At 75.3% G+C, this 12964-nt stretch carries 12 protein-coding genes; 2 read left to right on the plus strand and 10 right to left on the minus strand.

Annotation, left to right across the window (positions count from 1 at the left end; genetic code table 11):
• Nucleotides 1–45 precede the first annotated feature (45 nt).
• The 10 genes from SJY06_RS09660 to SJY06_RS09705 form a co-directional block, all read right to left on the minus strand.
• Nucleotides 46–480, minus strand: a complete 435-nt coding sequence (locus tag SJY06_RS09660; protein WP_380166985.1) for a hypothetical protein — start codon at nucleotides 478–480, stop codon at nucleotides 46–48.
• Entirely contained in the window at nucleotides 477–737 is a 261-nt protein-coding gene (locus SJY06_RS09665; RefSeq protein ID WP_380166986.1) for a hypothetical protein, read from the minus strand. The genes SJY06_RS09660 and SJY06_RS09665 overlap by 4 nt, the downstream gene beginning before the upstream one ends.
• Nucleotides 738–832: 95 nt before the next feature.
• The gene (locus tag SJY06_RS09670) at nucleotides 833–2644 is read right to left on the minus strand and encodes a hypothetical protein (RefSeq protein WP_380166987.1); all 1812 of its coding nucleotides are present in this window, start codon (nucleotides 2642–2644) and stop codon (nucleotides 833–835) included.
• A gap of 177 nt (nucleotides 2645–2821) precedes the next feature.
• Nucleotides 2822–3829: a TIGR03842 family LLM class F420-dependent oxidoreductase gene (locus tag SJY06_RS09675; protein WP_380166989.1), complete on the minus strand. Its 1008-nt coding sequence runs from the start codon at nucleotides 3827–3829 to the stop codon at nucleotides 2822–2824.
• A 12-nt stretch (nucleotides 3830–3841) separates the two neighbouring features.
• On the minus strand, nucleotides 3842–5329 hold the full coding sequence (locus SJY06_RS09680) for a CoA-acylating methylmalonate-semialdehyde dehydrogenase (RefSeq protein ID WP_380166991.1): 1488 nt from the start codon (nucleotides 5327–5329) through the stop codon (nucleotides 3842–3844).
• 10 nt (nucleotides 5330–5339) lie between these two features.
• Nucleotides 5340–6767, minus strand: coding sequence for a dihydropyrimidinase (gene hydA, locus SJY06_RS09685; RefSeq protein WP_380166993.1), 1428 nt, complete (start codon nucleotides 6765–6767; stop codon nucleotides 5340–5342).
• A gap of 35 nt (nucleotides 6768–6802) precedes the next feature.
• Nucleotides 6803–7264: a PIN domain-containing protein gene (locus SJY06_RS09690; RefSeq protein WP_380166995.1), complete on the minus strand. Its 462-nt coding sequence runs from the start codon at nucleotides 7262–7264 to the stop codon at nucleotides 6803–6805.
• Nucleotides 7261–7527, minus strand: a complete 267-nt coding sequence (locus SJY06_RS09695) for an AbrB/MazE/SpoVT family DNA-binding domain-containing protein (RefSeq protein WP_380166997.1) — start codon at nucleotides 7525–7527, stop codon at nucleotides 7261–7263. Before SJY06_RS09695 ends, SJY06_RS09690 begins: the two co-directional genes overlap by 4 nt.
• 38 nt (nucleotides 7528–7565) lie before the next feature.
• A complete protein-coding gene (locus SJY06_RS09700) occupies nucleotides 7566–8234 on the minus strand; it encodes a TetR/AcrR family transcriptional regulator C-terminal domain-containing protein (RefSeq protein WP_380166999.1) in 669 nt (222 codons plus the stop codon).
• Between the two features lie 119 nt (nucleotides 8235–8353).
• Nucleotides 8354–9001, minus strand: a complete 648-nt coding sequence (locus tag SJY06_RS09705) for a dihydrofolate reductase family protein (RefSeq protein WP_380167001.1) — start codon at nucleotides 8999–9001, stop codon at nucleotides 8354–8356.
• Nucleotides 9002–9288: 287 nt separating this feature from the next.
• Here SJY06_RS09705 and SJY06_RS09710 point away from each other — a divergent pair, with 287 nt between their 5' ends.
• Together SJY06_RS09710 and SJY06_RS09715 are read left to right on the plus strand one after the other, a co-directional pair.
• Entirely contained in the window at nucleotides 9289–11214 is a 1926-nt protein-coding gene (locus SJY06_RS09710; protein WP_380167003.1) for a glycerophosphodiester phosphodiesterase, read from the plus strand.
• Nucleotides 11215–11339: 125 nt separating this feature from the next.
• The gene (locus SJY06_RS09715; RefSeq protein WP_380167005.1) at nucleotides 11340–12962 is read left to right on the plus strand and encodes a diguanylate cyclase domain-containing protein; all 1623 of its coding nucleotides are present in this window, start codon (nucleotides 11340–11342) and stop codon (nucleotides 12960–12962) included.
• The last annotated feature ends 2 nt before the right edge of the window (nucleotides 12963–12964 follow it).

Genomic DNA, 12964 nt, shown 5'->3' on the forward strand with positions numbered 1-12964 from the left:
GCCGCGTGCGGGGCCGCTGCTGAGTCCGGCCCGGTGCGCACCGGCTCAGGGGTCGTCGCGGCGCTCCGGGTAGAGCCAGGCGGGTGGTGTCACGATCTCGCACCTGAGCCGGGCCCGGACGTCGTCGCGGCTCAGGGCGCAGTCGGTGGCGAGCACCGGGACCTCGAGGCGTTCGGCGAGGGCCACGTGCAGCCCGTCGAGGAAACCGACCAGGCCCGTCAGCGCCTGGGCGCGCCGCACCAGCCGCTCGTCCGGGGGCTCGAGCCGCTGCGGCAGCGTCACGACCGCCGTGACGGCCGCCCCCAGGTCGTCCGGAGCCAGCACCCCGCGCGCGGCCAACCGCACCAGGGCCGCCAGCACCCAGGTGGGCTGGTGCGCGGGCGCGGCCGGTTCGTCGTGGTGCAGCTGCGTGAGCAACCAGTCCGACCGGGGCTCGGCCACCGCCAGGCTCAGCAGCGCCCGCGCGTGCAGGACGATCACGCCCCCCACCCGTCCTCGTCGCCGGTCGCGTCGCCCTCGTCGTCACGCGCTGCCTGACCGGCTGCGTCCCCGGGAGCCGGTGCAGGCAGGGCGGTGGAACGCAGCGTGCGCAGCTGCTGGGCTCCCAACCACCGGTTGAGCGCGTCCCCGGCCACTGCCCGTTCCACGGCGTCCTGGATGAGGGCGGACAGCGACAGGTCGAGCCGGCGCGCCTCACTGTGCAACCGGTCAGGAAGATAGACACACACCTTGGGCATACCCCGGTTTTACCCCCACGTGGATGGTTCTCGTCGGCCACGGCGGGCCGCCTGTGGACGACCGGCGCCGCGAGGCGGGCTGTGGGCCGCCGGCCTCAGCCGACGTGCACGACCCCGGCGTCGAAGTACGGGTCGGTGAAGCGGACCAGCCCGTCGTCGGCCCGGCGGTACGCGCTGCTCAGGCCGAGCCGCCAGTCGCAGCGCTGGTCCAGGGCCTCGGCCAGGCTGGGGGCGCCGAAGCGCTCGGCGTCGACCGCCAGCAGCAGCGCCGGGGCCTGGCCGCTGCGCGCACCACCGGTCCCGTGGGCGCGGGCGGTCGTGACGAGCACCGCGGTGCCGCTCGGGGCCGCGCTGCGGTCCTGGGCGGTGCTGGAGCGCAGGGTCGACGTCGGGACGTGCTCGCGCAGGGCGTCGGTCCACGTGGTGACGTCGGCGCGGCGGGGGGCCACCAGGACGGCGCTGCGACCGGCGCGGGCCAGCTGGAGCACCACGGCGCAGCCCAGGCGACGACGGCGGTCGGGGTCGGGGTCGACCAGGACGCCGCGCCCGCCGGCGAGCACCCAGGTCTCCAGGGCGATCATGCCGTCGGCGTCGACCCCGACGTCCTCGGCGGCGCGCAGGAACCCCTCGGCGGCCATCTCGCCCAGCCGGCGGGCGCGCTCGACCAACGCGTCGTTGTGGGCCTGCAGCACGGTTCGGGCGGTCAGGACCAGCGGGTGCACCGCGGGCCGGGCGACCTCCTGGCGCAGCAGGTCGACCTCCGCCCGCAGCGCGGTGGTCTGCGTCCGCTGGGCGTGCAGCACCTCGGCCAGCAGGCTGCGGGTGGCGGCCAGCTCGGCCGTCAGCATCTCGACGGCGCGGACCGCGGGGTCGACGGCGCGGAGCGCGGGGTCGACGGCGCGGAGCGCGGGGTCGGCGGCGCGGAGCGCGGGGTCGGCGGCGCGGAGCGCGGGGTCGGCGGCGCGGAGCGTGGGGTCGGCGGCGCGGAGCGTGGGGTCGGTGCCACCGAGCGGCGGGGCGTCGGCCCGCGCGGCGGACCGGTCGCCAGGTCGGGCGGCGGCGTGGTCGGGGGGCCGGTGCGCGGCCCCTGCCACAGCCCGGTCGGTGCGGGCCGTGGGGGGCACGGCCCGTCCGGCGTCGGCGTTGCGGGAGATGGGTCCCTGCACCTGGGCGACCCACGCGGACTCGGGCACCCCGGAGGTGGGCATCGGCAGCGCGGCAGCACCGGCAGCGGGCGGGCCGGCAGCGGGCGGGCGGGCGACGGGCGGGCGGGCCTCGGGCGGGCGGGCGACGGGCGGGCCGCCGGCGGGCGAGGCGGCGGTAGGCGAGGCGGCGGTAGGCGGTGGGGTCTGTGGCCGGGGGCCGCCCCGCGTCAACGGCGACCCCGCCACCCCGCGGCCGACCGGTGCGGCGGGGGCGGTCGACGGGGCCGTCGGTCGGGCGGTGGCGGAGACGGGCGCCACCGCAGCCGGGGCGCCGGGCTCGGCGCTCGTCACCGCGGCGGGGGCGAGGGGCTCGAAGGCGGGTGGCGCGGCCGAGGTCACGGCGACCGGGCGGGCGGTCGGCCCGGTGGTCGGTCGGCTGAGGGGCCGGGCGAAGAGGTCCCCGGCGGAGGACCGGGTCACCAGGGCGGTGCCGGGCAGGGGGGTGGTCGGCGGGGCGCTGACCGGCGACGTCGCGGGACGGGGGACCGGCGGTGCGGGAGTCCGGGGAGCGGGGGCCGAGGGGCCGGCCGGAAGGGGGCCGGGGGCCACGGCCCGCCCGACCGGCGCGGTGGACGCGGCGGGGGTCGCACCCGAGGGGTGGGTCGCGGCGTCGGTCTCGTCGTCGGTCTCCGGCGGCAGGAACGGCGGGGCGGGCGGGGCACGTGCTCGGGCGGGGTGTGGCGCCGCAGCGAGCGGGCCCACCAGCTGCGCCGCTGCGACGGCAGGGGGAACGGCACGACGGTCACGGCCTGGGGCCGTGCCGACGCGGCCTCCTGCGCGGTCTCGCTCACCCGGTGTGGTTCGGCCGTTCGGGGGTGCGCCTTGAGCCGTTCGCGTGACGGGCCCTCCGGAGGGAGCGCGGCGACCCCGGGGCGGGGCTCAGCCGCGCCGCAGCACGGGCGCGACCTTCTCGCCGTAGGCGGTCAGCGTGGCCTCGGGCTCGTCGTGCATCAGGTACAGCGCGAACTGGTCCACGCCCAGGTCCTGCAGCTGCGCCAACCGCTCCAGGTGCGCCTCGACCGGGCCGAGCAGGCAGAACCGGTCGACGATCTCGTCCGGCACGAAGTCGGCGTGGGTGTTGCCGGCCCGGCCGTGCTGGGCGTAGTCGTAGCCCTCGCGCCCCTTGATGTAGTCGGTCAGGGCCTGCGGCACGGCCCCGCTCTCGCCGTAGCGCGCGACCAGGTCGGCGACGTGGTTGCCGACCATGCCGCCGAACCAGCGGACCTGGTCGCGCTGGTGGGCCAGGGTCTCGGTCGGACCGACGTAGGCGGGGGCGGCGACCACGACGTAGAGCGAGTCCGGGTCACGCCCCGCCGCGGCGGCGGCGGCGCGCACGGCCCCGATCGTCCACTCGGCGATCGACGGGTCGGCCAGCTGCAGGATGAACCCGTCGGCCCGTTCGCCCACCAGCTGCAGCGCCTTGGGGCCGTAGCCGGCCATCAGGACGGGCAGGTGCCCGCCCGCACGCCACGGGAACGACAGCTCCGTGTCGTTGTGGGTGACCGTCCGACCCTCGGCCAGGCCCTTGATGACGGCCATCGAGTCGCGGACCTGCGCGAGCGTGCACGGCTTGTTGCCGATGACTCGCATGGCGGAGTCGCCCCGGCCGATCCCGCAGACCGTCCGCTCGCCGAACATGTCGTTCAGGGTCGCGTGCTGGCTGGCGATGACCGTCCAGTCCCGGGTACCGGGGTTGGTCACCATCGGCCCGACGACCATGCGGTGGGTGGCGGCCAGGATCTGGCTGTAGACGACGTACGGCTCCTGCCACAGCACGTGGGAGTCGAAGGTCCAGCCGTGGCTGAAGCCCAGCGTCTCCGCGCGGCGCATCAGGTCGACGACCCGCCAGGCCGGCGGGTCGTTCTGCAGCACGAGGCCGAGGTCCATCAGGGGTGCCTCTCAGTCGTTGCGGGGGAAGCCGAGGTCGATGGCCGACGTGGCCGGGTCCGGCCAGCGGCTGGTGACGACCTTGCCGCGGGTCCAGAAGTGGATCCCTTCGGGGCCGTACATGTGGGTGTCGCCGAACAGGGAGTCCTTCCAGCCGCCGAAGGAGTAGTAGCCCACCGGCACCGGGATCGGGACGTTGACGCCGACCATGCCGGCGCTGACCTCGTGCTGGAACCGTCGGGCGGCCCCGCCGTCGCGCGTGAAGATCGCGGCGCCGTTGCCCCACGGGTTGGCCTCGAGCAGCCCGACGGCGTCGGCGTAGGTGTCGGCGCGCACCACGACCAGGACGGGGCCGAAGATCTCGTCGGTGTAGACGGTCATGTCCGGGGTGACGTGGTCCAGCAGCGTGACACCGAGGAAGAAGCCGTCGCCGTCGAACTGCTGCGCCCGGCCGTCCACCACGACCCGGGCGCCCGCGGCCGCGCCCGCCCCGACGTAGCCGGCCACCCGGTCGCGGTGCTCGCGGGTGATGAGCGGACCCATCTGGGAGTCCGGGTCGTCGCCCGGGCCGATGGTGAGCTTGTCGACCCGGGCGGCGATGGCGTCGACCAGCGGGTCGCCGACGTCGCCGACCGCGACGACGACGCTGACGGCCATGCAGCGCTCGCCGGCCGAACCGTAGGCGGCGTTGACCGCGGCGTCGGCGGCCAGGTCCAGGTCGGCGTCGGGCAGCACGACCATGTGGTTCTTGGCCCCGCCCAGGGCCTGCACCCGCTTGCCCGCGCGGGTACCGGTCTCGTAGACGTGGCGGGCGATCGGCGTCGAGCCGACGAAGCTGACCGCGGCCACGTCGGGGTGCGTGAGCAGGTGGTCGACCGCGTCCGCGTCGCCGTTGACGACGTTGAGGACCCCGGGCGGGAAGCCCGCCTCGGCGAACAGCTCGGCGACGAACATGGGCGCCGACGGGTCCTTCTCGCTCGGCTTGAGCACGAAGGTGTTCCCGCAGGCCACGGCGTTGGGGATCATCCACAGCGGGACCATGGCCGGGAAGTTGAACGGCGTGATGCCGGCCACGACGCCCAGCGGCTGCCGGATCGAGTACACGTCGACCCCGCCCGAGGCCTGCTCGGAGTAGCCGCCTTTGAGCAGCTCGGCCAGGCCGCAGGCGTACTCGATGTTCTCCAGCGCCCGGGCCACCTCGCCGCCGGCGTCGGACAGCACCTTGCCGTGCTCGCTGGACAGCCGACGGGCGATCTCGTCGCGGTTGGCCTCGACCAGCTCGCGGAAGCGGAACATCAGCCGGGTGCGCTGGGCGATCGAGGTCTGCGACCAATCGACCGCCGCGGCCCTGGCCGAGGCGGCGACCGCGTCGACCTCGGCCGTGGTGGCCAGGTCCAGCTCGGCCGTGACCGCACCCGTGGCGGGGTCGGTGACCGGCGAGGTGCGCCCGGACGTGCCGACGAGGGTGGCGTTGTCCACCCAGTGCGAGATCCGCTTCACGTGTCGCTCCTCAACGCAGGTAGGTGCTCAGCCCTCGGGGCAGGAACCGGCCGTGGCCGGCGCGTCCGTGGAACGTACCCCGGTCCACCACGACGCTCCCGCGCGACATCACGGTCCTCACGCCGCCGCTGACCTGGAACCCCTCGTAGGCCGAGTAGTCCATGTTCATGTGGTGGGTCGAGGCGCTGATCGTGGTCAGGGCGTTGGGGTCGTAGACCACGACGTCGGCGTCGGCGCCCGGGGCGATGACGCCCTTGCGGGGGTAGAGCCCGAACATCCGGGCCGGGGTGGTCGAGCAGGTCTCCACCCACCGCTCGAGGCTGATCTCGCCGGTGACGACGCCCTGGTAGATCAGGTCCATCCGGTGCTCGACCCCGCCGATGCCGTTGGGGATGGCGCGGAAGTCCTCCCGGCCGAGCTCCTTCTGGTCCTTGAAGCAGAACGGGCAGTGGTCGGTGGCCACGATGGACAGGTCGTTGGTCCGCAGCCCGCGCCAGAGGTCCCGGCCGTGGTGCTCGTGCTTGCTGCGCAGCGGGGCGGAGCAGACGTACTTGGCGCCCTCGAACCCGTCGTCGCCCTGGGCGTCGAGGTGGTCCTCCAGGGTCAGGTACAAGTACTGGGGGCAGGTCTCGGCGAACACGTTGTGGCCCTCGGCGCGGGCCCGGCTGACCTGCTCCAGCGCCTCGGAGCTGGACAGGTGGACGAAGTACACCGGGGCGCCCGCGACCAGGGCCAGCTGGATGGCGCGGAACGTGGCCTCGCCCTCCAGCCGGGCCGGCCGGGTCAGACCGTGGTTGACCGGGCTGGTCTCGCCGCGGGCGGCGGCCTGCTCGGCCAGCACGTCGATGGCGATGCCGTTCTCGGCGTGCATCGAGATCATGGCGCCGAGCTCGGCCGCGCGCTGCATGGCCCGCAGGATCTGCCCGTCGTCGGAGTAGAAGACGCCCGGGTAGGCCATGAACAGCTTGAAGCTGGTGATGCCCTCGGCGACCAGGTCGCCCATCAGCTTGAGGCTGGAGTCGTCGACCCCGCCGATGATCATGTGGAAGGCGTAGTCGATCGCGCAGTTGCCGTCGGCCTTGGCGTACCAGGTGTCCAGGCTGGCGCGGACGTCGTTGCCGGCCGTCTGCACCGCGAAGTCGATGATCGTCGTCGTGCCGCCGTGCGCGGCGGCGCGGGTGCCGGTCTCGAAGGTGTCGCTGGCCTGGGTGCCGCCGAACGGCATCTCCATGTGGGTGTGGGCGTCGATGCCGCCCGGCACGACGTAGCAGCCGGCCGCGTCGATCACGGTGTCGGCGGTGATGCCGGTGTCCTCGGCCGTCCCGGGGGCCAGCAGGGCCACCACCCGCTCGCCCTCGACGAGCACGTCGTGGGGGATGGCGCCGGTCGCGCTGACGACGGTGCCGTTGCTGATCAGGGTCCTGGTGGCTGCAGACATGGCGTGCGGCTCCTCGCATCCGGGGACCGCCGACGCTAGGCCAGGGGCCCGCCCGGGTAAAGGACGTCGGGGGAGTGCACGGTCCCGTCCGAGCCCGGCAGTGCGATGTACGACCCTCCCCGGGACGCGACCAGGTCGAGCAGCGCGGGGTCGGAGGTGACAAGCACGTCGCGGCAGCGCAGGGCCTCGGCGGCGACGACGCAGTCGGCCAGGCTGAGCGGGGACCGGGTGCGGTGGTACGCCTCGGCGCGGAGCGTCCCGGCCAGGACGCCCAGGTGGCCGTCGACCGGCGTGACCTCGAGCCCCAGCTGCATCAGGTCGAGGGCCACCTGCTCCGCCGGCTGGTGGTCCAGCCTGGAGACCCGGTCCACCGTCTCGGCGACCACGGTGCTGAGCAGGCGGCAGTGCAGGTCCCGGTCGCGCAGCAGCCCCCGCACCACCTCCGTCGCGGCCTCCCCCCGAAGCGCCGCCACGAGCGCGTAGGCGTCGAGGATCACAGCCGCTCCTTGCGGTCCTCCGCCTCGGCGTCCTCCTCGCGGGCCTGTCGGCGCAGCTCCTCGGTCGAGGGTCCGTCGACGTTGCGGTACCGACCGAGCACGGCGTCGATGTTGGCCTCGCGGTCGGCGGACACCGGGCGCATCACGACGTGGGTCCCGAGGTCGAGGACGAGGACGAGGTCGGTGCCCCAGCGGCGCCTGACGTCGGCGGGCAGCGACACCTGTCCGTTGCGAGAGACCTTCATCGTGGTCGACAGCGGCATGCGCCACTGTATGACTGGACGAATTCGTTGTACAGACCTCAGTCGTCGTTGCGGTCCGTCAGTCCGTCGAGCACCCGCGGCAGGCCCCACTCGAAGGCGTGCTCGGCGCTGTAGGCCCCGCCGTGCGCCTCGCCGGCGGCGGTGCCGACCCGGCAGGCGAGCGGGAACCGCTCCGGCCCCATCACCTCGAGCAGGGCCGGTGAGACCCGCTCCCACCAGGTGGTGTCGGCCTCGCCGCTGGCCGCCGCCGCGTCCAGGGCGTCCGCGTGCAACCGGGCGCAGCTGCGGACGAAGCCGAGCAGCAGGGTCAGGGCCGCGTCCCGGTCGACGTCGGGCAGCCCCAGGCCCTCCAGGGCGGCCAGCCCGCGTTCGCAGGCGGCGCTCCGGCCGTACCGACGAGCGACACGACCGGGGGTGTCGACGGTGGAACCGCCGCCTGGCGCGCTCGGGTGTCGCTGGTCGGTACGGCGCGCCGGCCGCCAGGGGGTCGGCCGTACCGAACGCGGCCGCGTACCAGTCGTCGACCAGGTCGAGCGCCGCGGCGACGACGGTGTCGACGTCGAGGGCCTGCCGAGGGCCGCGCCGTTCCGGCGGGGCGGGGTCGGCGGGGACGCCCGCCAGCTCGTGCCGCCACAGCAGGGCCAGGGTCCGGACCGGGTCGCCCGCGCTGCTCCTGACCCCCGGGCCTCCGCCGAGTTCCTGGCCACCCACTTCGGGTTCGCAGGTGATGGACCCCAGCGGTGTCGTGCTCCAGCTGGTCACCTGGGTGGAGGCCCCTCCGGTCGAGCCCGGCGACTGAGCGGTCCAGCCGTCGGCCGCGGCGACTTCAGGCCACGGTCTCCCGGCCGTCACGCACCACGAAGGCGCCGGGCCCGGTGTGGTCGGTCGGCCGGTAGCGGGCCGCCACCGCCCCGGCGGAGGTGATGGACGAGTCGACCAGGCGCCAGGTCGAGGTCGGCAGCCCGGGCTCCATCAGCCGCTTGCCGGCCCCGACGACGGTGGGGAAGGTGAGGGTCCGCAGCTCGTCGACCAGGCCGGCGGCGAGCAGGGTCTGCACCAGGCCGGCGCAGCCGTGGACCTGCAGCTCACCGCCGTCGGCGGCCTCGCGGGACTTGAGCGCCCGGACGCCCGCGACGGGGTCGCCCGCCAGGGCGGTGGCCCCGGCCCACGGCGCCAGGTCGTCGGGGTGGCTGGTCACGACGTGCTTGGGGCGCCCGTTCAGCATCGACGCAGCCCGCCCGCCGCCGTCGGTGACCTGCGGCCAGTAGGCCTGCATCATGTCGTAGGTCGTCCGGCCGAACAGCAGCTCGCCGGTGCGCGCGAACCAGCCGTCGACCACCTCGCCGAACTCGTCGTCGACGTGCGGCACGAGCCAGCCGCCGCGCGTGAAGCCGCCGCTGGGGTCCTCGTCGGGGGACCCGGGGCCCTGGACGACCCCGTCGAGCGACACGAACAGGTGGACGGTGAGCTCCATGGGCGGTCCTCCGGTGACGGGCGACCCCGGTGGGTGCCCTGCTGCCCCGGCTGACTGCCGCGGGGGCGACAACTGATCGGGCAGTCGCGACCCGTCGTCGACCTGGCCGACGGGGTCGGTGCGCGCGACCGGTCGGCGCCGGACGTCGGGTCGACGCGTGGACACCGTCCGGACACCGGGCGGTCGCCGGGGGGTCACCGCCTCGTCGCCGGATGGCCCGCAGCGGGTCAGGAGGTGCTAACGCTGCGTATGACTGCCATTTACGCATCGTTCCTACCGTCCGCCGCATGACACCGCCTCCGACCTCGCGTCGCCGCCGCCTGCCCCTCCGTCCCGCCCGACCGACCGTCCTGCTCGCCGCGCTGGCCGTGGCCGGCGCCGGCCTGATCGCCCCCGCCGCCGCATCGACCGCAGAGTCGACCGCTGCGACCGCCGACGCGCAGCCCGTGCTCAGCGAGGAGTTCTCCGGCGGTGCGCTGCCCGAGGGCTGGCGGGCGGTGGAGGGGAACTGGGAGGTCGTCGACGGCCGCCTGGTCGGTACCTCGGTCGGTGGCCAGCTGTCCCGGCTCACGTTCGGGGAGCACCGGGACAACTACCGGTTCGAGGCCACGGTGCGCTTCGACACCGTCGAGAACGGCGGCCGGTGGGCGGCCCTCGGCCTGGACCTGGCCGCCGACGGGGCCGTGCCGTGGTGGATCGCGACCATGCGCTCGCAGACCACGGCCGCCAACGGCATCGAGTTCGCGGAGCGGACCGCGGCCAACACGTGGAACGTGCCCGTCACCGCGTCGGCCCCCACCGCGGCCGGGACCGGCCAGGACGTGCGCGTCGCGGTGGAGGTCCAGGGCCGGCAGGCCCGCTGGTACTACGACGGCCAGCAGGTGCTGGAGACCCGCAGCCTGCGCCGCAGCGACGACGGCGGGCTCGGGTTCGTGCTGAACGGGGCCCGGGTCGCCTTCGACGACGTCGTCGTCACCGAGCTGCCCGAGCCGACCCTGGTCCGTGCGGACGGGACGGCCCCGGCCGTGGTCGCCCACCGCGGCTACTCCTCGGTCGCGCCCGAGAACACGCTCACCGCGATCGAGCAGGGGGTCCGCTCGGGGGCGGAGTACGTGGAGATCGACGCCCACACCACGGCCGACGGGGTGCCGGTGCTCATGCACGACCAGACGGTCGACCGCACGACGGACGGGACCGGTGACGTGGCGGTGCTGGCCACGGAGTACCTCGCCGGCCTCGACGCCGGGTCCTGGTTCGCCCCGGCCTTCGCGGGCGAGCCCGTGCCGACCCTGGCGCAGGCCCTGGACGCCGTCCGGGGCAGCGGCGCGACCCTGCTGCTGGAGGTCAAGGGACCCGAGACGGCGGCCCAGGTCGAGGCCATGCTGGACCTGGTCCGCGAGCGGGACATGGTCGAGGAGGTGCTGCTGCAGAGCTTCGACACCGACGTGCTGACCTACGCCCGGGCCGCGGACGACGACATCGCCCTGGGCCTGCTGCGGGGCTCTCTGGACGCGGACCCGGTGGCGGTCGCCCGGCGGTACGACGTGGTGGCCTACAACCCGTCGGCGGGGGCGCTCGCCGCCCGCCCCGACGCGGTCGCGGCCCTGAACGGCGCCGGTGTCGCCGTGATGCCGTACACGGTGAACGCCCCCGCCCAGTGGGACGCCCTGGTCGGCCTGGGGGTCGACGGCATCATCACCGACCGGCCCGGTGCGCTGGTGGGCTGGAACGCGCGGCTGACCCAGGGCGAGCAGCCGACCCCGGCGCCGGTCGTCTCGGTGACGTCACCGGCCGACGGGGCCGAGCTCGGCCGGGAGCAGCGGCCGGTGGTCGCGGTCGCCGCCACGGACGCGGACGAGGTGACGGTGACGCTGGACGGCGAGCCCGTCGAGGTGGGCGCCGTCCTGGACGTCACGACGCTGGCGCTGGGGGAGCACGTGCTCACCGCCCGGGCGTCGGGTCCCGGGGGTGAGGTCGAGGTGTCGACCGGCTTCACCGTGGTCCCGACCGAGGCCGGGCTGGCCGCCCTGGTGCTCGGGGCCGAGCCCGTGCGCGGTGACGGGGACGCCGCGGTGGCGGGCCTGCTGAGCCGGCTCGCGGCGGGCGACCTGGAGGGCCTCGCCGGTCGTGCGGAGCGGGCTGCGGGCCGTCAGCTCGACGCGGTGAGCATGACCACCCTGGCCGGCGACGCGCGCGCCCTCGCCGCCGGCTGAGGTGCCGGCCCCGCTCGGTGCGTGAGGGCGCGGGCGCGGAGCCGTCGCCCGGCCCCGCGCCCCCGTCCGCCCCGTCCGGGCCGAGGGGGCTCAACCCGGCCGCTGCGCATGTCGATGACCCAGTGGTGACCGACGGCCCCGCAGACCCCGAGACGCTGCTCCGCGCCCTGGTGCGCCGACCCGGCGCCGCCGTGGCGGCCATCGGCGGCGACGGCTTCCGGGTGCCGGTGCCGCCTGCCCTCGGTCTGTCTGCGGACTCGGTCATCCCGCTCCCGGAGGACCGGGCCACGATGCTCGACCTCGTGCTGCCGTCGGAGGCGCTGGTCGTCGTCGGCGCCTGGGAGCTGGCCCGGCAGGAGGGCCGTTCGAGCGTCGACGTCCACCTGCGCGGGGTCCCGTCGGCGGCCCTCGTGCTCGACTTCGTCGTGACCCCGGAGCACGGCATGTTCGCTGTGCTGGCGCCGACCCGGGCCGACGTCCTGGGCACGGACGGTCCCGAGGCGGTCGCGGCACCGGCGCTCCGGCCCCGCACCGGCATGGTGCGCAAGGCGTACAACGCCGTCATCACCGACGCCGACGAGCGGGCGCTGCGGCTGCTGGGCCTGCCGCGTGAGCGGCTGGTCGGGGTCCGCTCCTCCGAGCTCATGCACCCGGAGGACGTCGACCGGGCCGTCGCCGCCTGGATGCAGATGCTGTCCACGCAGGCCAACGGCCGGATCCGCGTCCGTCACGTCACCGGGGACGGGTCGTGGCTGTGGGTGGAGCTGGAGAACACCCTCGTGACGGGCCCCGACGGTCTCGAGGTGCACACCCACGTCACCGACGTCTCCGACGAGATGAGTGCGCACGAGCACGTCGCCCGTCAGGGCCAGCTGTTCCGCCGGCTCGCGGAGGCCCTCCCGCTGGGCATCGTCCGCGCCGACGCCGACGGTACGGTGGACTTCACCAACGCCCGCGCGCGGGAGCTCGTCGGGCCGGGCCCGGTCGACCGGCTCGGCGACGTGCTCGGCACCTTGGAGGGTGAGGGCGGCACCGAGGTGCGGCGGCTCGTCACCCGGGTGCTCGGCGGCGGTGAGGACGGGGAGCGGGAGGTGCTCCTGCGCCAGCGGGGGACCGGTGCGCTGCTGCGCTGCCGGGTCGTGACCGTGTCCTTGGGCCACGGGGACGAGGCGACCGGGGTCGTGCTCTGCCTGGAGGACGTGACCGAGCGCTCGCAGATGGCGGCCGAGCTCGAGCGGAGGGCCACGAACGACGCCCTGACCGGCTGCCTCAACCGGGCCGAGGTGATGCGTGGCCTCGAGGGCTCGCTGCTGGTGCCGGGCGGACGCACGACCGGCGTCGTCTTCGTCGACCTCGACCGGTTCAAGCTGGTCAACGACACGCTCGGCCACGCGGTCGGCGACGCGTTGCTCGTCGAGGTCGGGCAGCGCCTGCGCGCCGCGGTCAGGCCCGGTGACCTCGTCGGGCGGCTGGGCGGCGACGAGTTCCTCGTCGTCGTCCGCGACGTCCCCGGCCAGGAGCAGGTGGACGCCGTGACGGCACGCGTGTCCGCGGCGCTCACCGCGACTCTGCAGCTGGCCGGCCACGAGGTCGACCTGCGGGCCAGCTGCGGGGCGGTGTGCTGGCGGCCGGGAGAGGACGCGGCGGCGCTCGTCGCCCGCGCCGACACCGCGATGTACGCGATCAAGCGACGCCGGTCGTGCGACGACGGGGCGGACGTCACCGAGGACGTGCTCGACCCGGTGTGAGG

The sequence above is a fragment of the Jannaschia sp. R86511 genome (genome assembly GCF_042466345.1).
In the GTDB taxonomy this organism is placed as follows: Bacteria; Actinomycetota; Actinomycetes; order Actinomycetales; family JBBAYJ01; genus Aquipuribacter.

Excerpts from the sequence above, each read along its gene's own strand:
- SJY06_RS09665 (WP_380166986.1), bottom strand. The coding sequence starts at position 737 with ATGCCCAAGGTGTGTGTCTATCTTCCTGACCGGTTGCACAGTGAGGCG.
- SJY06_RS09675 (WP_380166989.1), bottom strand. The coding sequence starts at position 3,829 with ATGGACCTCGGCCTCGTGCTGCAGAACGACCCGCCGGCCTGGCGGGTC.
- hydA (WP_380166993.1), bottom strand. The coding sequence starts at position 6,767 with ATGTCTGCAGCCACCAGGACCCTGATCAGCAACGGCACCGTCGTCAGC.
- SJY06_RS09695 (WP_380166997.1), bottom strand. The coding sequence starts at position 7,527 with ATGCCGCTGTCGACCACGATGAAGGTCTCTCGCAACGGACAGGTGTCG.
- SJY06_RS09705 (WP_380167001.1), bottom strand. The coding sequence starts at position 9,001 with ATGGAGCTCACCGTCCACCTGTTCGTGTCGCTCGACGGGGTCGTCCAG.
- SJY06_RS09710 (WP_380167003.1), top strand. The coding sequence starts at position 9,289 with ATGACACCGCCTCCGACCTCGCGTCGCCGCCGCCTGCCCCTCCGTCCC.